18 protein-coding genes are annotated in these 20,307 nt (G+C 65.3%); 12 read left to right on the forward strand and 6 right to left on the reverse strand.

Annotation, left to right across the window (positions count from 1 at the left end; all coding sequences use genetic code 11):
• Positions 1 to 100 precede the first annotated feature (100 nt).
• From MK313_RS02975 to irrA, 4 genes are all read right to left on the reverse strand, one after another.
• Positions 101 to 697 carry a DUF3501 family protein gene (locus MK313_RS02975; protein ID WP_008943075.1) on the reverse strand — a complete coding sequence of 199 codons (597 nt, stop codon included), beginning with the start codon at positions 695 to 697 and terminating at the stop codon, positions 101 to 103.
• 36 nt (positions 698 to 733) lie between these two features.
• Complete coding sequence (locus MK313_RS02980; RefSeq protein WP_287780050.1) at positions 734 to 2,071, reverse strand: heterodisulfide reductase-related iron-sulfur binding cluster; 1,338 nt, start codon at positions 2,069 to 2,071, stop codon at positions 734 to 736.
• A 130-nt stretch (positions 2,072 to 2,201) separates the two neighbouring features.
• Positions 2,202 to 2,624, reverse strand: a complete 423-nt coding sequence (locus MK313_RS02985) for a rubrerythrin family protein (RefSeq protein WP_008943073.1) — start codon at positions 2,622 to 2,624, stop codon at positions 2,202 to 2,204.
• A gap of 289 nt (positions 2,625 to 2,913) precedes the next feature.
• Positions 2,914 to 3,345 (reverse strand): iron response transcriptional regulator IrrA, encoded by a 432-nt coding sequence (gene irrA / locus MK313_RS02990; RefSeq protein WP_287780051.1) that lies wholly within the window; start codon positions 3,343 to 3,345, stop codon positions 2,914 to 2,916.
• 293 nt (positions 3,346 to 3,638) lie between these two features.
• Here irrA and fabA point away from each other — a divergent pair, with 293 nt between their 5' ends.
• From fabA to MK313_RS03010, 4 genes are read left to right on the forward strand one after another with little or no spacing between them, the layout of a single operon-like run.
• Positions 3,639 to 4,181, forward strand: coding sequence for a bifunctional 3-hydroxydecanoyl-ACP dehydratase/trans-2-decenoyl-ACP isomerase (fabA, locus tag MK313_RS02995; RefSeq protein ID WP_287780052.1), 543 nt, complete (start codon positions 3,639 to 3,641; stop codon positions 4,179 to 4,181).
• A gap of 3 nt (positions 4,182 to 4,184) precedes the next feature.
• On the forward strand, positions 4,185 to 5,399 hold the full coding sequence (gene fabB, locus MK313_RS03000) for a beta-ketoacyl-ACP synthase I (RefSeq protein WP_287780053.1): 1,215 nt from the start codon (positions 4,185 to 4,187) through the stop codon (positions 5,397 to 5,399).
• Positions 5,400 to 5,404: 5 nt separating this feature from the next.
• Positions 5,405 to 6,271 (forward strand): SDR family oxidoreductase, encoded by an 867-nt coding sequence (locus tag MK313_RS03005; protein WP_287780054.1) that lies wholly within the window; start codon positions 5,405 to 5,407, stop codon positions 6,269 to 6,271.
• A gap of 37 nt (positions 6,272 to 6,308) precedes the next feature.
• Entirely contained in the window at positions 6,309 to 7,097 is a 789-nt protein-coding gene (locus MK313_RS03010; protein ID WP_287780055.1) for a HesA/MoeB/ThiF family protein, read from the forward strand.
• 7 nt (positions 7,098 to 7,104) lie between these two features.
• Here MK313_RS03010 and MK313_RS03015 read toward each other — a convergent pair whose 3' ends face one another.
• Together MK313_RS03015 and MK313_RS03020 are read right to left on the reverse strand one after the other, a co-directional pair.
• Positions 7,105 to 8,034 (reverse strand): DMT family transporter, encoded by a 930-nt coding sequence (locus MK313_RS03015; protein ID WP_287780056.1) that lies wholly within the window; start codon positions 8,032 to 8,034, stop codon positions 7,105 to 7,107.
• 81 nt (positions 8,035 to 8,115) lie between these two features.
• A complete protein-coding gene (locus MK313_RS03020; RefSeq protein ID WP_287780057.1) occupies positions 8,116 to 9,108 on the reverse strand; it encodes a 2-hydroxyacid dehydrogenase in 993 nt (330 codons plus the stop codon).
• Between the two features lie 207 nt (positions 9,109 to 9,315).
• Here MK313_RS03020 and MK313_RS03025 point away from each other — a divergent pair, with 207 nt between their 5' ends.
• The 8 genes from MK313_RS03025 (at position 9,316) to lpdA (ending at position 20,242) form a co-directional block, all read left to right on the forward strand.
• Positions 9,316 to 9,819 carry an SH3 domain-containing protein gene (locus tag MK313_RS03025; RefSeq protein ID WP_237740151.1) on the forward strand — a complete coding sequence of 168 codons (504 nt, stop codon included), beginning with the start codon at positions 9,316 to 9,318 and terminating at the stop codon, positions 9,817 to 9,819.
• Positions 9,820 to 9,891: 72 nt separating this feature from the next.
• Positions 9,892 to 11,067 carry a cell division protein ZapE gene (gene zapE / locus MK313_RS03030; RefSeq protein ID WP_287780058.1) on the forward strand — a complete coding sequence of 392 codons (1,176 nt, stop codon included), beginning with the start codon at positions 9,892 to 9,894 and terminating at the stop codon, positions 11,065 to 11,067.
• Between the two features lie 226 nt (positions 11,068 to 11,293).
• Complete coding sequence (gene mdh, locus MK313_RS03035; protein WP_287780059.1) at positions 11,294 to 12,256, forward strand: malate dehydrogenase; 963 nt, start codon at positions 11,294 to 11,296, stop codon at positions 12,254 to 12,256.
• A 161-nt stretch (positions 12,257 to 12,417) separates the two neighbouring features.
• Positions 12,418 to 13,614: an ADP-forming succinate--CoA ligase subunit beta gene (sucC, locus tag MK313_RS03040; RefSeq protein ID WP_287780060.1), complete on the forward strand. Its 1,197-nt coding sequence runs from the start codon at positions 12,418 to 12,420 to the stop codon at positions 13,612 to 13,614.
• Positions 13,614 to 14,489, forward strand: a complete 876-nt coding sequence (sucD, locus tag MK313_RS03045; protein WP_287780061.1) for a succinate--CoA ligase subunit alpha — start codon at positions 13,614 to 13,616, stop codon at positions 14,487 to 14,489. The genes sucC and sucD overlap by 1 nt, the downstream gene beginning before the upstream one ends.
• Positions 14,490 to 14,540: 51 nt before the next feature.
• Positions 14,541 to 17,411: a 2-oxoglutarate dehydrogenase E1 component gene (locus MK313_RS03050; protein ID WP_287780062.1), complete on the forward strand. Its 2,871-nt coding sequence runs from the start codon at positions 14,541 to 14,543 to the stop codon at positions 17,409 to 17,411.
• Positions 17,412 to 17,507: 96 nt separating this feature from the next.
• On the forward strand, positions 17,508 to 18,806 hold the full coding sequence (odhB, locus tag MK313_RS03055; RefSeq protein ID WP_287780063.1) for a 2-oxoglutarate dehydrogenase complex dihydrolipoyllysine-residue succinyltransferase: 1,299 nt from the start codon (positions 17,508 to 17,510) through the stop codon (positions 18,804 to 18,806).
• 29 nt (positions 18,807 to 18,835) lie between these two features.
• Positions 18,836 to 20,242 (forward strand): dihydrolipoyl dehydrogenase, encoded by a 1,407-nt coding sequence (lpdA, locus tag MK313_RS03060; protein WP_287780064.1) that lies wholly within the window; start codon positions 18,836 to 18,838, stop codon positions 20,240 to 20,242.
• Positions 20,243 to 20,307: the final 65 nt, after the last annotated feature.

Genomic DNA, 20,307 nt, shown 5'->3' on the forward strand with positions numbered 1-20,307 from the left:
ACGTATTTGAGCATGCGGTGGGCGAATGGCAAGGACAAACAGAAACCCCCGCGGCTGTGCAGCGCGCGGGGGTCTGAATTTCTGTCAGTATGCGGAAGGCTCAGTCGAAATCCTTCGCCAGCGCCTCGCGCACCGCCTCGGGCATCACCGTCATATGCGGGTAGTTCTCGTGGCTGAAGCCCAGCACCACCTCGGCGCCCGGCTTGCGGAAGGCCGCGATCTGCGCCTCGGTGAAGGGGAAATGCACGAACTGTACGGAGGATGCCTTGCCGTCCGCCGTGGTGCGGTCGAGATCGTCCTCGGCAACACCCTTCACGGTCTCGCCACCGACCTTGATGAACATCTGGTGTTCGATGCCGCCGAGGGTGGCCAGCACACGGCGGCGGCGCACCTCGTCATCGATCTCGAACATCACCGTGGCGACCAGCTCGCGCCCCTGCGGGATCAGCGGGTTGTAGGCGCTCAGCTCGTCCTCGACCTGCTCGTCGCCGCCCTTCTCGATGTAGAGCATCTCCTGAACCTGGCTCAGCATCGTCTCGAAATTCTCGAAATAGAAGGTGGCGTGCGGGCCGACCGCCAGGCGCCGGTTCTTCTTCAGCGCGACGACAGCGCTGCGGCGTTCCTTGCGGATCTTCATGTAGTCAGGCAGCGGCAGGATATCCGCGTGCGTGATCTGCTTTGCCGTAGCAGGCATCATGGGACCTCCGTTTGCGTCGTTGCGAGCGGCCGCCGCTTAGAGCCCGTAGGCCTTGGCGACCAGCTCGATGGGGTGTTCGGACTGGCTGGGAATGGCGGCGTCCTTCTCGATCTCCTCCATCCCCTGCAGGATGTGCAGGCCGGCCAGCGGGCATTCGGAGACGACATATTTGTTCGCCTCCTTCAGCGCCTGCCGGGCAACCGGCTTTCCGACCTTCAGGGCGATGTCGAAATTCTCCTTGAAGATACCCCAGGAGCCGCCATGGCCGGAGCAGCGCTCGATCACAGACACCTTCGTGTCCGGGATCAGGCGCAGCATCTCGGCCGCCTTCTGGCCGATATTCTGGGCGCGGGCGTGGCAGGCGATATGCACGGTCACGCCGCCATCCAGTGCCTGGATGCCCTCGGCCAGCCCTTCCTTTTTGGCGATATCGACGACGTACTCGCTGATATCCTTGGTTGCCGCCGACAGCCGCTTCACATCCTCATCGTCCGGCACGATCAGCGGCCATTCGAATTTCAGCATCAGTGCGCAGGACGGTGTCAGCGCCACGATGTCGTAGCCCTTGTCGATCCAGGGCTTCATTTCCTGGGCGACGGCGCGCGCCTTCTTCGCCACGGATTCGATGTCGCCCTGTTCCAGCTGCGGCATGCCGCAGCAGGACGGATAGACCACCTCGGTCTCGACACCGTTCTTCGCCAGCACCCGGCGCGCGGCCATGCCGGTGTCGGGATTGTTGTAGTTCACGAAGCAGGTGGCGTAGAGCGCCGCCTTGCGGCCGTAGGCCGGGGCGGCCGTATTGACCTCCGGCACGTCGCTCTTGGCGGCGCGGGTGAAGGTCTTGGAATGGAACTTCGGCAGCGCGGCGCGCTTGTCGATGCCGCCGGCCTTCTCCATCAGGCCTCGGGTCGTGCCGTTCTTCAGATCGGTCGCCCAGTTGGCGATGCCGGCGACCGGAGCGGCCAGCTTGCCATTGCGGTCGGTCTCGGTGACCTGCTTCTCGACGAAGGGCGTGCCCTGCTTCTTCCGCTCGACGGCGCGGTAGCGCAGCATCAGGTGCGGGAAGTCCAGGTTGAACTCGTGCGGCGGCACATAGGGACACTTGGTCAGGAAGCACATGTCGCACAGCGTGCAGGCGTCCACGACCGGCTTGAAGTCCGCCGAGCTGACGGAATCCAGCTCGCCCGATTCCGATTCGTCGATCAGGTCGAACAGCCGGGGGAAGCTGTCGCACAGATTGAAGCAGCGGCGGCAGCCATGGCAGATGTCGAATACCCGGCGCAGCTCTTCGTCGAGCTTCGCCTCATCATAGAAATCCGGGTCGGTCCAGGCCAGCGGGTGGCGGGTCGGCGCCTCGAGACTGCCTTCCTTCATGCTGCTTCTCCCCTAAGGCGCGCCTGGATCGTTCCGGCGCGGCAATGATTTAAGGAATGCCTTGAAAGAATAATTTGGAAAAGGCGAAGCTCCCCGCCGGTCGCCTGGCGGGGAGCCTCATCCGGACAGCTTAGCTGTTCAGGCTGTCGAGGGCCTTCTGGAAGCGGCCGGCGTGGCTCTTCTCGGCCTTCGCCAGGGTCTCGAACCAGTCGGCGATCTCGTCGAAGCCTTCCTCGCGGGCGGTACGCGCCATGCCCGGGTACATGTCGGTGTACTCGTGCGTCTCGCCGGCGATGGCGGCCTTCAGGTTCAGGTCGGTGGCGCCGATCGGCTCGCCGGTGGCCGGGTCGCCGACGCTTTCCATGAACTCCAGATGGCCGTGCGCATGGCCGGTCTCGCCCTCGGCGGTCGAGCGGAACACGGCGGCGACGTCGTTATAGCCCTCGACGTCGGCCTTCTGGGCGAAATAGAGGTAGCGGCGGTTCGCCTGGCTCTCGCCGGCGAACGCTTCCTTCAGATTGTCGAAGGTCTTGGAACCCTTCAGATTGGCCATGACTCTCTCCTTCCTGCTCTCGCATGTATGAAGCCGGAGCCGATGCCGTGATGTCCGATTGCGGATCGATGGCTGGGGTTCGGCGCCGGGCTGTCGATCACTTCAACGTGAGTGGATATGGAGCGAAGCCAGAGGCAAGTCAATAGATTTGAATTGTTCCAAACGGAATTTTAACCGCTTGTTACAAAATAATATTTTGAATGAAACTCATTCTCACACGGCCCCGACGCTCATGTCTCGCGGGGTAATTAAATACCGCCTTTTTGCGGCCCTCAGCGGGCCGGCCCCCTCAGCGCGCCGCCTGGGGGTCGCGCCGCACGCGGATAATGACCTCGACGCTGTCGATCGCGGTGCCCTCGGGCGGGGCCGGCAGCTCGCCCAGCGCGATATCGCCGGCCGGGATGTCCATCAGGTCACCGCTGTCGGTGACGAAGAAATGATGGTGCCTGCCGGTGTTGGTGTCGAAATAGGACCGGCTGGCCTCCACCACCACCTCGCGCAGCAGCCCGGATTCGGTGAACTGGTGCAGCGTGTTGTAAACCGTGGCCAGCGAGACCGGCACCCTGGCTTCCAGCGCCTCGCCATGCAGCTGTTCGGCGGTCACATGGCGGTCGCCATTGCCGAACAGCAGCTGTGCCAGCGCCAGGCGCTGGCGGGTCGGGCGCAGCCCGGCCGCCTTCAGCCGCTCGATGTTGTGGGTGTGGGTACGGGGTCTGTCCATGCTTCTTTGCCTGCCTGCGGCGCCGTGCCTGCGGGAAATCTGATATATTTATATATAGTCGTTCTAAAAGATGTCCATGCCGCTGCGCAAGGCCCGGCTTTCGGTTCTGTTACACTTCGACGCCGTTTCAATAAACCGGCGGGGGTTGCGTCGTGCCGCCGGGCCTGCCATTTGTGGTTTCGCTGGAACGCGCTGTTCGGCTAGAATCGCTGGCCATGGAGGGCTGGCGGGCGCGTTACGGCGTGCATTGCCAGATATGGCCGCAAGCAAACAGGAAAGAAGCCTCAGCCAACATGGCCGACCGTAAGCAAACATACGATTATCAGGATCTGCTTGCCTGTGCGCATGGCGATCTGTTCGGACCCGGTAACGCGCAGCTGCCGCTGCCGCCCATGCTGATGTTCGACCGCATCACGGAAATCCGCGAGGAAGGCGGCGAGCATGGCAAGGGTATCGTGACCGCTGAATTCGACATCAAGCCGGACCTCTGGTTCTTCAAATGCCATTTCGAGAATGACCCGGTGATGCCGGGCTGCCTCGGCATGGATGCGCTGTGGCAGCTGCTGGGCTTCTTTCTGGGCTGGGGCGGTTCGCCTGGCGCCGGGCGCGCGCTGGCCGTGGGCGAGGTGAAGTTCATGGGCCAGGTGCTGCCGACCGCGAAGAAGGTGGTCTATGCGCTGGACATCAAGCGTGTCATCCGCCGCAAGCTGGTGCTGGGCATCGCCGATGGCCGGGTGATCTGCGACGGCGAGACGATCTACGAGGCGAAGGATATCCGCGTCGGGCTGTTCCAGCCGGAAACCGCCCCGGCGGCGGCTATGGCGGCAGGGAGCTGAGCCATGCGTCGTGTTGTCGTTACCGGTCTCGGCGTCATCTCCTCCATCGGCAACAGCGCCGATGAGGTCTCCAGCGCGCTGCGCGCCGGCAAATCGGGGATCGTCCCGGCCGAGGACTACAAGGAAATGGGATTCCGCTGCCAGGTGCACGGCTCCCTGAAGATCGACCTGGAAGAGACGATCGACCGCAAGCTGCTCCGCTTCATGGGGCCGGGTGCTGCGTACAACTACCTCGCCATGGAACAGGCCATCGCCGATTCCGGGCTGGAGGAGAAGGACGTCGTCAATCCGCGCACCGGCCTGATCATGGGCTCGGGCGGGCCGTCCACCAGCAACATGATGCTGGCCTTCGACACGGCGCGCGAGAAGGGGCCGAAGCGGTTCGGCCCGTACCAGGTGCCTCTCTGCATGTCCAGCACCAACTCCGCCTGCCTCTCGACCTTCTACCAGATCAAGGGCGTGAATTATTCGATCAGCTCCGCCTGCTCGACTTCGGCGCATTGCATCGGCAACGCGGCGGAACTGATCCAGCTCGGCAAGCAGGACATCGTCTTCGCCGGCGGCGGTGAGGAGCTGCACTGGACTATGTCGGTGCTGTTCGACGCCATGGGCGCCATGTCCTCCAAGTACAATGACACGCCGGAAAAGGCGTCCCGGCCCTACGATGCCGGGCGTGACGGCTTCGTGATCTCCGGCGGCGGCGGCGTGCTGGTTCTGGAAGAGCTGGAGCATGCCAAGGCGCGTGGCGCCAAGATCTATGCCGAGGAGGTAGGCGATGGCGCCACCTCCGACGGTCATGACATGGTGCAGCCCTCGGGCGAGGGTGCGGTGCGCTGCATGCAGATGGCGCTGCACGGCGTCGAGGGGAAGGTCGATTACGTGAACACTCACGGCACCGCGACGCCGGTGGGCGACCAGCGCGAGACCGATGCGCTGCGCCAGGTGTTCGCCGAGGACATGCCCGTCATCGCCTCCACCAAGTCGCTGACCGGCCATTCCCTGGGGGCGGCCGGCGTGCATGAGGCGATCTACACGCTGCTGATGATGCGCGACGGGTTCATCGCCGCGTCCGCCAATATCGAGACCATCGACGAGGCGTTTGCCGACCTGCCCATCGCCCGGACGGCCATGGACAAGCAGATCGACCTCGCCCTTTCCAACAGTTTCGGCTTTGGCGGCACCAATGCTGTCCTGGCCCTTCGGCGCTATAACGGCTGACATACATGGCAAGCATCGACAAACCGCTGACCGACTCCGCCGCTCCGGCAGCGGACGGTGCCGCGCCGCAGCCGCTGATGGCCGGCAAGCGCGGGCTGATCATGGGCGTCGCCAACGACCATTCGATTGCCTGGGGCATTGCCAGGGCGCTGGCCGCGCATGGCGCGGAACTGGCCTTCACCTACCAGTCGGACTCCTTCGCCCGGCGGGTCGGTCCACTGGCGGAATCCGTCGGCTCCGACATCACCCTGTCCTGTGACGTGGTGTCGGAAGCCAGCATCGATTCCGCCTTCGAGGGGCTGGCGAAGCGCTGGGACCGGCTGGATTTCGTGGTCCATGCCATCGCCTATTCCGACAAGACGGAGCTGAAGGGGCGCTATCTCGACACCACGCGCGACAATTTCCGCCGCACGCTGGATATCTCCTGCTTCTCCTTCACCAACATCGCCAAGCGCGCCGCCCCGCTGATGAGCGACGGCGGCAGCCTGGTGACGCTGTCCTATCTGGGCGCGGAGCGGGTGACGCCGAACTACAATGTCATGGGCGTGGCCAAGGCGGCGCTGGAGGCGAGCGTGCGCTACCTCGCCGTCGATCTGGGCGAGAACAACATCCGGGTGAACGCGATCTCCGCCGGGCCGATGCGCACGCTGGCGGGCTCGGCGATCAGCGATGCCCGCTATGTGTACCGCTTCACCCAGACCCATTCGCCGCTGCGCCGCAACGTCACGCTGGACGAGATCGGCGGCGCCGGCCTCTATCTGCTCAGCGACCTGTCGGCGGGTGTCACCGGCGAGGTGCTGTATGTGGATTCCGGCTTCAACGTGACGGCGATACCGCAGCCCGGCCGGGAGCAGGCGCCGGAAGAGGCCTGACCGTCCCGCTGACCCCATTACCCTGGGGGAGTGGCCCATGGAACTGAACGACGAGCAATTCCACCGCTATGCCCGCCATCTCATCCTCGATGAGGTCGGGGAGGAGGGGCAGGAGAAGCTGCTGGGCGCGCGGGTGCTGGTCATCGGTGCCGGCGGTCTCGGCGCGCCGCTGCTGATGTATCTGGCCGCCGCCGGTGTCGGCACGCTGGGCGTCGTCGATTACGATGAGGTCGAGCTGTCCAATCTGCAGCGCCAGATCATCCATGGCACCGCCGATCTGGGCCGGTTGAAGGTGGACAGCGCCATCGACACGGTGCGGGCGCTCAATCCCGGCATCGACATCATCGCCCACCGCGAGAAGCTGACGCAGGACAATGTGGCGGCGCTGGTCGCCGACTATGACATCATCGCTGACGGGTCGGATAATTTCGACTGCCGTTATCTGCTGAATGATGCCTGTTATTTCGCGCGGAAGACGCTGGTCTCCGGGGCGCTGCTGCGCTTCGAGGGGCAGATTTCCGTGTTCAAGGCACATGAGGCCGGCTGCCCCTGCTACCGCTGCCTGTTCCCGGAAAAGCCGCCCGCCGACCTGATCCCGCGCTGTTCCCAGGCGGGTATTCTGGGCGCGGTCGCCGGTGTCATCGGCACGTTGCAGGCCACCGAAATCCTGAAGGAAATCCTCGGCCTCGGCGACAGCCTCGCCGGCCGGCTGATGCTCTATGACGCGCTGTCCAGCCGGTTCCAGACGGTGAAGATCCCCAAGGACCCGGACTGCCCGCTCTGCGGGACAGCCCCCAGCATCACGGAGATCCGGCAGGTCGCCTGAAGGCGATTCATCTCAGGCCGGTCCAACGCCATACCCGCCCATCTATCGCCGCCAGCCCGCACAGGATGCCGGCAAGGCCCAGCATCTGCATCGGCGCCAGCCGTTCGCCCAGCACCAGCGCTCCCAGCAGGATGGCGCTGGCCGGCACCAGGAAGGTAACCAGCGCGACATTGGTTGCGCCTGCCTTCGCCAGGATGCGGAAGAAGATCACATAGGCGAGCGCCGTGCTTGCCACCGCCAGGGCTATGATGGCGGCGATGGCCTCGGCCGGCGGCATCGGCAGGCTCCAGGGCGCCTGGAATATCAGGATAATTGGCGTGAGGATCAGCGCCGACATGGAAAGCTGCCCGCAGGCCAGCGCCATCGGCGGGCGGTCACGGAATCGCCGGCCGAAGATATTGGCGCAGCCATAGGAGAAGGCTGCCCCGACAATGGCGAGCTGCGCCAGCGTGGTACCCAATCCAGACCCGCCGAGGCTGGCCAGCGCGTCCGGCCCGATCATCGCCACCACACCGGCAAGCCCGATCAGCAGCCCGGCCAGCTTCGCCCCGGTGATGCGTTCGTCCCGCGTCAGCGCATGCGCCAGCAGTACGGTGAAGAAGGGCGTCGTCGCGTTCAGGATGCCGGCCAGGCTGGCGCCGATCTCCTGCTGGCCCCAGAAGATCAGCGCGAAGGGGGCGACATTGTTCAGCATCCCCATCACCGCGACCTCGCGCCAGAATCGCCCGTCGCGCGGCAGCCGGACGCCGAAGGCCGGCAGCAGCGCCAGCAGGATGGCGGCGGCGATGCAGACGCGCAGCCAGACCACCACCAGCGGCGGCACATGGGTGACGGCGATCTTGGCGAACAGGAAGGAGCCGCCCCACAGCACCGACAGGACGATCAGCAGCAGCCATTCCGTTGGCCCCATCAGCGGGGCAGGCACGGTCGGACGCATCGCGGTGTTCCTTGGTCGTTGCCGGAAGGGGCAATGAACGGGATGGCAAGGGCTGCCGCCACCCGCTTCTTGCGCGGATGGTTAGAACATCTGCTCCAGCACGCGGTCGGGCGGGGTGTGGCCGTCGATGAAGGTCTTGATGTTGATGATGACCTTCTCGCCCATATCGATGCGGCCCTCGATGGTGGCCGAGCCCATATGCGGCATCAGCACCACATTGTCGAGTTCCAGCAGCTTCGGGTTGATCGCCGGCTCGTGCTCGAACACATCGAGGCCGGCACCGGCGATCTCGCGCCCGGCCAGCGCGCGTGCCAGCGCATTCTCGTCGATCACCTCGCCGCGCGAGGTGTTCACGACGAAGCTGGTCGGGCGCAGCAGCTTCAGCCGCCGGGCGGAGAGCAGGTGATAGGTTGCCGGCGTGTGCGGGCAGTTGATCGAGATCACATCCATGCGGGCCAGCATCTGGTCCAGGCTTTCCCAGTATGTGGCCTCCAGCTCGGCCTCGATGTCGGGATGGACGCGCCGCCGGTTGTGGTAGTGGATCGACAGGCCGAAGCCCCGCGCGCGCTTCGCCACTGCCTGGCCGATCCGGCCCATGCCGATGATGCCCAGCCGCTTGCCGCCGATGCGGTGGCCCAGCATCAGCGTCGGCCCCCAGCCCTCCCAGGTGCCGGAGCGCACAAGCCGCTCGCCCTCGGTCAGCCGGCGCGACACGGCAAGCACCAGCGCCATCGTCATATCGGCGGTGTCTTCGGTCAGCACGCCCGGTGTGTTGGTGACGGTGATGCCCTTCTGCCGGGCCGTCGCCAGGTCGATGTGATCGACGCCGGTGCCGAAGGAGGCGATGAGCCGCAGCTGCGGGCCGGCCTGCGCCAGGATGCGGGCATCCACGCGGTCGGTAACGGTCGGCACCAGCACATCGGCCACCTTCACCGCCTCGATCAGCTCCGCCGGGGTCATCGGCCGGTCGTCGAGGTTCAGGCGCGCGTCGAACAGCTCCATCATGCGGGTCTCGACCGCGTCCGGCAGCTTGCGGGTGACCACGATGGTCGGTTTCTTGGCGCTGTTCGGCATTGTCCCGTCCCTGCCTTCCTCTTGGGCCTTCCTCTTGACCCTGTTTCCAGCCCTGCCCTTGCGACAGACCCTAGCATGATGTAGCGCAGGCGCGCATCCCGCCCGCTTGACCTGTACCGGGTGAAAGCTGCACCGTTATAATACGCCGTCTGCTAGGGTCCAGCTTTCCGATACGCATCCGCCGCCGAATCGATGACATCAGCCACATTGCCCCGCCGAATCCTCCTGCCTGCGCTGGCCTGCCTTGCGATGCTGGTGGCGCTGCTGCCGGCGCTGGTCCAGGCGCAGCAGAGCCCCTCCGGCCTGCCGATCCCGCGCTTCGTCTCGCTGCGCTCCGGCGAGGTGAACATCCGCACCGGCCCCGGCGTGCGCTACCCCATCGACTGGGTATTCCTGCGCAAGGACATGCCGGTGGAGATCGTCGCCGAGTTCGATACCTGGCGGCGCATCCGCGATGTCGAGGGCACCGAGGGCTGGGTGCATCAGAGCCTGCTGTCGGGCAAGCGCACCATCGTCTTCACCGCGCCGCTCGCCAGCCTACGCCGCGAGCCGACGGAAAGCGCGCCGCTGGTAGCAAAGGTGGAACCCGGCGTGATCGGCGAACTGCAGGAATGCCGCCCCGCCTGGTGCCGGGTCAAGGCGGCGGGCCTTACCGGCTGGGTGCAGCCGATCGAGACCTGGGGCGTCTATCCTGACGAATGGATGCGCTAGAGATTCTTTCTTTGTTAACCGCTGTCGGGTAAATCCTTGGCGGACCGATCATCCAGACCCACATGGCAGGGCATGTCCGACGGACCGCTTCATCTCTACCGGCAGCAAAAGGCCGAGGGCGCGCTGAAGCCCGACCAGCATCAGGAACTGGCGGTCGAGAAGCTGCAGAGCCTGCATAATGCCTTGAAGAACCACCGCCCGAATGGCGGTGGCGAGGAAGGCTGGTTCGCGCGCTTCGGCTTCGGGCGTCGGCACAAGGATGTCACGCCGCCGCCGCAGGGCATTTATTTCTACGGCCCGGTCGGGCGCGGCAAATCCATGGTGATGGATTTGTTCTTCGCCGGCGCGCCGGTCGAGAAGAAGCGCCGCGTGCATTTCCACGAATTCATGGCCGAGGTACATGGCCGCCTGCACCGGCTGCGCCAGCAGGCGAAGAAGGAAGGCGGCGACCCGATCCCGCCGACCGCGAAGGAGATCGCCGCCGAGGCCTGGCTGCTCTGCTTCGACGAGTTCGACGTGAACGACATCGCCGATGCGATGATCCTGGGCCGGCTGTTCGAGGCGCTGTTCGCGCTGGGCGTCGTCGTGGTCGCCACCTCCAACAAGGCGCCGGACGATCTTTATAAGGGCGGGCTGCAGCGCGAGCGCTTCCTGCCCTTCATCGACCTCGTAAAGCAGAAGCTGGACGTACTGTCGGTCAGCGGCGACACCGACTACCGGCTCGACCGGCTGCGCGGCATGCCGGTCTATCATGCGCCGCTGGACGAGAAGGCCGCCGCGGCACTGGAAAATATCTTCCGCGAGTTGACCGATGGCGCGTCCGGCGCGCCGGACAGTGTCAGCGTGCTGGGCCGCCTCGTGCCGGTGCCAAAGGCGGCGCGCGGCGTTGCCTGGTTCTCCTTCGACGATCTGTGTCGCAAGGCGCTGGGCGCGTCGGACTATCTCGCCATCGCCGACCGCTACCACACGGTCATTGTCGAGGGCATCCCGCGCCTCGGCAAGGAGAACCGCAACGAGGCCCGGCGCTTCATCCACCTGGTCGATGCGCTGTACGAGCGCAAGGCGAACTTCGTCTGCTCCGCCGAATCGGCGCCGGAGACGCTGTATCGGGAGGGCGATGGCGCCTTCGAGTTCCAGCGCACGGTCAGCCGCCTGATGGAGATGCAGTCAGCCGATTACATCGCTGCCCCGCATCTGGGCCGGGCGACGGAATCGGCCGAGCCCGAAGCCGTGGCGGCAGCACAATGAGCGATTCTGGAGAAGGGATTGTTTCAGCGACCGCTTTCCCTTGCCCCCTCCTCGGAATCGCGCTAGTAACCCGACACTTTTTCGCGGCGCGGCAGGCCATGGCGGCACGCGCGATGACCGGCCTTTGGCGGCCGGCCACCGGGCAGCCGGTAACAGAGTCTGACGCGGCGCAGGCCGTAAGGTTTTGTCAATAGACGGCCCTTACCATCGCAAGCGGAGCGGATTCATGGCACGGAACAAGATCGCACTCGTCGGCGCCGGCAATATCGGCGGCACCCTCGCCCTTCTGGCAGGCCTGAAGGAGCTGGGCGACATCGTCCTGTTCGACATTGCCGAGGGCATGCCGCAGGGCAAGGCGCTGGACATCGCGCAGGCCTCCCCGGTCGAGGATTTCGACGCGGCGGTTTCCGGCACCAACGACTATGCCGATCTGAAGGGTGCCGATGTCGTCATCGTCACCGCCGGCGTGCCGCGCAAGCCGGGCATGAGCCGCGACGACCTGGTCGGTATCAACACCAAGGTCATGCGCTCGGTCGGCGCCGGCATCAAGGCGCACTGCCCCGATGCCTTCGTGATCTGCATCACCAACCCGCTGGACGTGATGGTCGGCGTGCTGCGCGAGGCCTGCGGCCTGCCGCACGAGAAGGTCGTCGGCATGGCCGGCGTGCTGGACTCGGCGCGCTTCCGCTATTTCCTGGCCGAGGAATTCAAGGTCTCGGTCGAGGATGTGAACGCCTTCGTGCTGGGCGGCCATGGCGACACGATGGTGCCGCTGGTGCGCTATTCCGCCGTCGCCGGCATCCCGGTGCCGGACCTGATCAAGTTGGGCTGGTCCACGCAGGAGAAGATCGACCAGATCGTGCAGCGTACCCGTGATGGCGGTGCGGAGATCGTCGGTCTGCTGAAGACCGGCTCGGCCTTCTACGCGCCGGCCTCCTCGGCGATCCAGATGGCCGAGAGCTACCTGCGCGACAAGAAGCGCGTGCTGCCCTGCGCCGCCTATGTGAAGGGCGCCTACGGCCTCGACGGTCTGTATGTCGGCGTGCCGGTGGTGATCGGCGCGAAGGGCGTCGAGCGCATTGTCGAGATCGAACTGAATGCCGACGAGAAGAAGATGTTCGACCATTCGGTCGGTGCCGTGAAGGCGCTGGTCGAGGTCGTGAAGAACATGGACGCCTCGGCGGGCTGAATATGAAGGAGCGCCCTTGGCTTGGTTGAACCCGGGCCATTGGGTGTTAGAGTACCGGAGGGCCGGCGGAGAGGCGCAGGAGTGGGGCCTGCGTTGCACCGCCGGTCGATGGCGCATCCGCTTCCCCCCACATCGATGCAATTGCCGGGAAGGCTGACCGCATGAATATCCACGAATACCAGGCCAAGCAGCTCATGGCGAAATACGGCGTCGCCGTGCCCAAGGGCGGCGTCGCCTACACCGCCGCGCAGGCGGCCGAGGTGGCCAAGAGCCTTGGTGGCCCCGTCTATGTCGTGAAGTCGCAGATCCATGCGGGCGGCCGTGGCGCCGGGCGCTTCAAGGACGATCCGAACGGCAAGGGCGGCGTGCGCGTCGTGAAGTCGGTCGATGACGTCCAGGCCAATGCCCAGGCGATGATCGGCAAGGTGCTGGTCACCAAGCAGACCGGTGCCGAAGGCAAGGAAGTGACACGGGTCTATGTCGAGGAAGGCTGCGACATCAAGCGCGAGCTCTATCTCGGTATGCTGATCGACCGCGCCACCAGCCGCATCACCGTGATGGCCTCGACCGAAGGCGGCATGGAGATCGAGGAGGTTGCGGCCGAGCATCCGGAGAAGATCCTGAAGGTCGCCATCGACCCGGCCACCGGCATGCAGGCCTTCCACGCCCGCCAGATCGCCTTCGGCCTCGGCCTTGAGGGCAAGCAGGTGAACGCGGCGGTGAAGTTCATGCTGGCCATGTACAAGGCCTTCACCGAGCTGGATTGCTCCATCGTCGAGATCAACCCGCTGGTCGTCACCGGCGACGGCAGCGTCATCGCGCTCGACGCCAAGGTGAACTTCGACGACAACGCGCTGTTCCGCCATGCGGACATCGAGGAGCTGCGCGACGAGGATGAAGAGAATCCGATGGAGCTGGAGGCCACCAAGCACGGCCTCAACTATGTGAAGCTGGACGGCAATATCGGCTGCATGGTGAACGGCGCTGGCCTTGCCATGGCGACCATGGATATCATCAAGCTCTATGGCGGCGAGCCGGCCAACTTCCTGGATGTCGGCGGCGGCGCCACCAAGGAGCGTGTGACCACCGCCTTCAAGATCATCCTGTCCGACCCGAATGTCGAAGGCATCCTGGTGAACATCTTCGGCGGCATCATGCGCTGCGACGTGATCGCGGAAGGCGTGGTGGCGGCGGCCCGCGAGGTCAGCCTGCATGTGCCTCTTGTGGTGCGCCTGGAAGGCACCAATGTCGAGCTTGGCAAGAAGATCCTGTCCGAATCCGGGCTGCCGATCATTTCCGCCGATAACCTGGCCGACGCGGCCGAAAAGGTCGTCAAGGCCGTGAAGGAGGCCCAGTAATGGCTGTTCTGGTCGATCGCAACACCAAGGTCATCTGCCAGGGCTTCACCGGCGCGCAGGGCACCTTCCATTCCGAGCAGGCGATTGCCTACGGCACCAGGATGGTCGGCGGCGTGACCCCCGGTAAGGGCGGCACCACACATCTCGACCTGCCGGTGTTCGACACAGTCGCCGACGCGGTCGCCAAGACCGGCGCCGACGCCTCGGTGATCTACGTCCCGCCGCCCTTCGCGGCGGACGCCATCCTGGAAGCGGTGGACGCGGAAATCCCGCTGGTCGTGTGCATCACCGAAGGTATCCCGGTAATCGACATGGTGGCGGTGAAGCGCGCGCTGGCCGGCTCGAAGACCCGCCTGGTCGGGCCGAACTGCCCGGGTGTCATCACGCCGGACCAGTGCAAGATCGGCATCATGCCGGGCCATATCCACCGGCCGGGCAAGATCGGCATCGTCAGCCGGTCGGGCACGCTGACCTATGAAGCCGTCGCGCAGACCACGGCGGCCGGCCTCGGCCAGTCCACCTGCATCGGCATCGGCGGCGATCCGGTGAACGGCACCAACTTCATCGACTGCCTCGATATGTTCCTGGGCGATCCCGATACCCAGGGCATCATCATGATCGGCGAAATCGGCGGTTCCGCCGAGGAAGAGGCAGCCGAATTCCTGAAGCAGAGCAAGGTGAAGAAGCCGGTGGTCGGCTTCATCGCCGGCGTCACGGCCCCGCCGGGCCGGCGCATGGGGCATGCCGGCGCGATCATCGCCGGCGGCAAGGGCGGTGCCGGGGACAAGATGGAGGCCATGCGTTCGGCCGGCATCACGGTCGCGGATTCCCCGGCCAGCCTCGGCAGCAGCATGCTGTCCCTGATGAAGGGCTAGCGTCGTCAATTGACAAGGGAGCGCGGCGGACGCGCCGCGCCACAAGGCGCCATGGCAAATAGCATCGATATCGATTCCGTTTTCTCCGGCGCGAACGCGCCATTCATCGCCGAGCTGTACGCCCGGTACCTGGACAATCCCGGCTCGGTGGATGCCAGCTGGCAGGCCGTGTTCGGCGAACTGACCGAGGCCAATGGCGTCGCGGTCGAACAGCCGAGCTGGTCAAAGGACCGCACCCGCATTATCGGCGTGCCAGACCCCGAAGCGGCAAAGCCGGTCAAGGGGAAGGCGAATGGCGCCGCCCCGGCAATGTCCGAGGCGGAGGTCAAGGCCGCGGCCATGGATTCGATCCGGGCGCTGATGATCATCCGCGCCTACCGGGCGCGCGGCCATCTGGTGTCCAACCTCGATCCGCTGGGTCTTGCCGGCACGCGCTTCCCGCATCCGGAACTCGACCCCGCGCATTTCGGCTTCACCGAGGCCGACATGGACCGGCCGATCTATCTGGCCAATGTGCTGGGCCGGGAAAAGGCGTCGCTGCGCGAGATCATGTCGATCCTGCGCGACACCTATTGCGGCAATATCGGCGTCGAATATACCCATATTTCCGACCCGGCGAAGAAGGCCTGGCTGCAGGAGCGCATCGAGGGCATCCGCAACCACACCGAATTCACCGAGAACGGCAAGAAGGCGATCCTGGAGCGGCTGACCGCGGCCGAATCCTTCGAGCGCTTCCTGCATGTGAAGTACACCGGCACCAAGCGCTTCGGCCTGGATGGCGGTGAGGCGGCGATTCCGGCGCTGGAGCAGATCGTCAAGCGCGGCGGTCAGCTCGGCGTCCAGGAGATCGTCGTCGGAATGGCCCATCGTGGCCGCCTGAACGTGCTGACCAATTTCATGGGCAAGCCGTTCCGCGCGGTCTTCTCGGAGTTCCAGGGCAACCCGGCGAACCCGTCGGATGTGCAGGGCTCGGGCGACGTGAAGTACCATCTCGGCACCTCGACTGACCGCGAGTTCGACGGCAAGTCGGTGCATCTGTCGCTGACCGCCAACCCCTCGCATCTGGAAGTCGTCGATGCGGTGGTGCTGGGCAAGGTGCGCGCCAAGCAGACGCAGCTGAAGGACACCGAGCGCCGCAAGGTGCTGGGCCTGCTGATCCACGGCGATGCCGCCTTCGCCGGCCAGGGCATCGTGGCCGAATGTTTCGGCATGTCGGAGCTGAAGGGCTACCGCACCGGCGGCACCCTTCACCTGATCATCAACAACCAGATCGGCTTCACCACCAGCCCGGCCTATTCGCGCTCCTCGCCCTATCCGAGCGATGTGGCGAAGATGGTCGAGGCGCCGATCTTCCATGTGAATGGCGACGACCCGGAATCGGTCGTCCATGTCGCCCGCATCGCCACCGAGTTCCGCCAGGAATTCGGCAGCGACGTGGTCATCGACATGTTCTGCTACCGCCGCTTCGGCCATAACGAAGGCGACGAGCCGGCCTACACCCAGCCGCTGATGTACGACGCCATCGGCCAGCACACCTCGGTGCGCAAGCTCTATGCCCAGCGCCTGGTCGAGGAAAAGCTGCTGACGCAGGACGAGGCCGACCAGGTCGAGAAGGACTTCATGGCCCATCTGGAGGAGGAATTCCAGGCGGCCAACAGCTACAAGCCGAACAAGGCGGACTGGCTGGAAGGCGCGTGGGCCGGCATGGAGACGGCGTCGGGCGATGACCGGCGTGGCGAGACGGCGGTGCCGCTGGAAAAGCTGCGCGAGATCGGCCTGAAGCTGTGCGAGATCCCCGAGGGCGTCGAGGCGAACCGCAAGCTGGTCCGCCAGATGGAAGACCGCAAGAAGCGCCTGGAAGCCGGCGAGAATCTCGACTGGGCGACCGGCGAGGCTCTGGCCTTCGGTACGCTGCTGACCGAGGGCTATCCGGTGCGCCTGTCTGGCCAGGACAGCGGCCGTGGCACCTTCTCGCAGCGCCATGCCGTGGTCATCGACCAGAAGACGGAGGAGCGCTACATCCCGCTGGCGAACCTGTCGGAAAACCAGGCGCAGTTCGAGGTGATCGACAGCCCGCTGGCCGAGATGTCGGTGCTGGGCTTCGAATATGGCTACACCCTGTCGGAGCCGCGGGCCCTGGTGCTGTGGGAAGCGCAGTTCGGCGATTTCGCCAACGGCGCGCAGGTCGTCATCGACCAGTTCATCAGCTCCGGCGAGAACAAGTGGCTGCGCATGTCGGGTCTCGTCATGCTGCTGCCGCACGGTTATGAGGGCCAGGGGCCGGAACATTCCTCGGCCCGGCTGGAGCGCTATCTCCAGCAGTGCGCGGAAGACAATATGCAGGTGGTGAACATCACCACCCCGGCGAACTACTTCCACGCCCTGCGCCGTCAGCTGCACCGGAAGTTCCGCAAGCCGCTGATCATCATGACGCCGAAGTCACTGCTGCGGCACAAGCTGGCGGTCTCCACCCTGGCCGACATGGCCGAGGGCACGACCTTCCACCGGGTGCTCTACGACAACGAGATCCTGTGCGACGACAAGGATGTGAAGCGCGTCGTGCTGTGCTCCGGCAAGGTCTATTACGACCTGTATGAGGAGCGGGCGAAGCGCGGCATCAAGGACGTGTTCTTCCTGCGCCTTGAGCAGCTCTATCCGTTCCCGCACAAGGCGCTGGCGGCGGAGCTGAAGCGCTTCCCGAAGGCCGAGGTGGTCTGGTGCCAGGAAGAGCCGGAGAACATGGGTTCCTGGACCTTCGTGGACCGCAAGATCGAGGCGGTGCTGACCGAGATCGGCGCCAAGCACAAGCGCCCGGTCTATGTCGGCCGGCCGGCGGCGGCGGCGACCGCGACCGGTCTGCTGAAGCGGCACAATATGGAGCAGGCGAAGCTGGTGGAGGAGGCCCTGACGGGCAAGCTCTGACCGGCGCAACGGGTATCGGCGCCAGATAAGGCGCCGCAGGACAGGCAAACCGGCCCTCTCCCGCATGGAGGGGCCGGCCAACGAAGCGGAGAAGGCATGGCCACCGAAATCAAGGTTCCGACGCTGGGCGAATCGGTCACCGAGGCGACTGTCGCCAAATGGATGAAGAAGGTGGGCGACGCCGTCGCCATGGACGAGCCGCTGGTCGAGCTTGAGACCGACAAGGTGACGCTGGAGGTGAACGCCTCCGCCGCCGGCGTGCTGGCCGAGATCGCCGTGAAAGAAGGCGCCAATGTCGAGGTCGGCGCCCTGCTCGGCACCATCGACGAGAAGGCGACCGCCGCTCCTGCCGCCGGCAAGCCGGCTGCCAAGGAAGAGCCGAAGAAGGAAGAGGCCAAGGCTGCTCCCGCGCCTGCGGCGGCTCCCGCCGCGCCGAAGCCGGCACCTGCCCCGGCCCCGGCTGCTGCCGCTCCGGCGTCTGCCACCTACGACAAGGTGCTGTCGCCTGCGGTGAAGAAGCTGATCGACGAGCACAATCTCGATCCGCGCAAGATTCAAGCCTCCGGCAAGGATGGCCGCCTGGTAAAGGAAGATGTGCAGAAGGCCATCGAGGCCGGCACCGCCAAGGTGATCTATGGCGCCCCTGCTGCGGGCGGCGCTGCCCCGGCGGCCCCGAAGGCCCCGCGCGCCGACCGCGAGGATGAGGAGCGGGTGCGCATGACGCGCCTGCGCCAGCGTATCGCCCAGCGCCTGAAGGAGGCGCAGAACACGGCGGCGATGCTGACCACCTTCAACGAGATCGACATGACGAACGTCATGGCGCTGCGCAACCAGTTCAAGGACGAGTTCGAGAAGAAGCACGGCGTGAAGCTGGGCTTCATGTCCTTCTTCGTGAAGGCCGCCATCGCCGCGCTGAAGGAGCTGCCGGCGGTGAATGCCGAGATCGACGGCGACGACATCATCTACAAGAACTACTACGACATTGGCGTTGCCGTCGGCACGCCGCAGGGTCTGGTGGTGCCGGTGCTGCGCGGGGCGGATCACCTGTCCTTCGCCGGTGTCGAAAAGGCGATCAACGAGCTGGGCGTGAAGGCCCGCGACGGCAAGCTGTCGCTGGACGACATGTCGGGCGGTACCTTCACCATCTCGAATGGCGGCGTCTATGGCTCGCTGATGTCCACGCCGATCCTGAACCCGCCGCAGTCTGGCATCCTGGGCATGCACAAGATCCAGAAGCGCCCGATGGCGATCGGCGACAAGGTCGAGATCCGGCCGATGATGTATGTGGCGCTCAGCTACGACCACCGCATCATCGACGGCCGCGAGGCGGTCACCTTCCTGGTGCGCCTGAAGGATGCCGTGGAAGACCCGCAGCGCCTGCTGCTGGACATGTAATCGGCTTACGAAACTCTTAAGGAACCATCATGGCTGACAGCTTCGACCTTGTGGTGATCGGCAGCGGCCCCGGCGGCTATGTGGCGGCAATCCGCGCCGCACAGCTCGGTATGAAGGTCGCCTGCGTGGAGAAGCGCGCCACGCTGGGCGGCACCTGCCTGAATATCGGCTGTATCCCGTCCAAGGCCCTGCTGGCCGCCTCGGAGAAGTATCACGAGGCGGTGGACGGGCTGGCCGCCTTCGGCGTCGATGTCGGCAAGCCGAAGCTGAACATGAAGCAAATGATGGCGCACAAGGACGGTGTCGTTGCCTCCAACGTCAATGGCGTCGCCTTCCTGTTCAAGAAGAACAAGATCGAGCAGGTCGTCGGTACCGGTTCCATCCCGAAGGCCGGCGAGGTGCTGGTGACGGCGGACGACGGCAAGACCCGCACGCTGAAGGCCGGCAAGATCCTGATCGCCACCGGCTCGGAATCGACCCCGCTGCCGGGCGTGGAGATCGACGAGAAGCAGATCGTTACCTCCACCGGGGCGCTGGACCTTACCAGCGTGCCGAAGCATCTGGTGGTGATCGGCGGCGGCGTGATCGGGCTGGAAATGGGCTCGGTCTGGCGCCGTCTCGGTGCCGAGGTGACCGTTGTCGAATTCCTCGACCGCATCGTCCCGACCATGGATGGCGATATCGGCAAGCAGTTCCAGCGCGTGCTGACCAAGCAGGGCTTCAAGTTCATGCTGGGCAGCAAGGTTACCGGCGCCAAGAAGGCGAAGACCGGCGTCACCCTGACGGTCGAGCCCGCTGCCGGCGGCAAGGCCGAGGAACTGAAGGCCGATGTGGTGCTGGTCGCCATCGGCCGCCGCCCCTACACCCAGGGCCTCGGCCTCAACAAACTGGGCGTGGCGATGGACAAGCGCGGCTTCATCCAGGTCGATGAGGATTACCAGACCAGCGTGAACGGCATCTACGCCATCGGCGATGCGATTCCGGGGCCGATGCTGGCGCACAAGGCGGAGGAGGACGGCATCGCCGCCGTCGAAATCATGGCCGGTGAGGCCGCCCATGTGGATTACGACCTTGTACCGGGCATCGTCTATACCTGGCCGGAAGTCGCCTCCATCGGCAAGACCGAAGAGGAGCTGAAGGCGGCCAAGGTCGAGTACAAGGTCGGCAAGTTCCCCTTCACGGCCAATGGCCGCGCGCGCGCCATGAACATGACCGACGGTCTGGTGAAGATCCTGGCCGACGCGAAGACCGACCGGGTGCTGGGCTGCCACATACTGGGCGCCGAGGCCGGCACGCTGATCCACGAGGTCGCCACCGCCATGGCCTTCGGTGCGTCGGCCGAGGACATCGCCATGACCTGCCACGGCCATCCGACGCTGAACGAGGCGGTGAAGGAAGCGGCGCTGGCGGTCCACGGCCGGCCCATCCACATCTGAGCATAGAACCCTCTCCCCTTGCGGGAGAGGGATGCATCCGCCTTATCGAGCCAGCGGCGAGATTA

The organism is Oceanibaculum sp., assembly GCF_022449305.1.
Taxonomy (GTDB): Bacteria; Pseudomonadota; Alphaproteobacteria; order Oceanibaculales; family Oceanibaculaceae; genus Oceanibaculum; species Oceanibaculum indicum.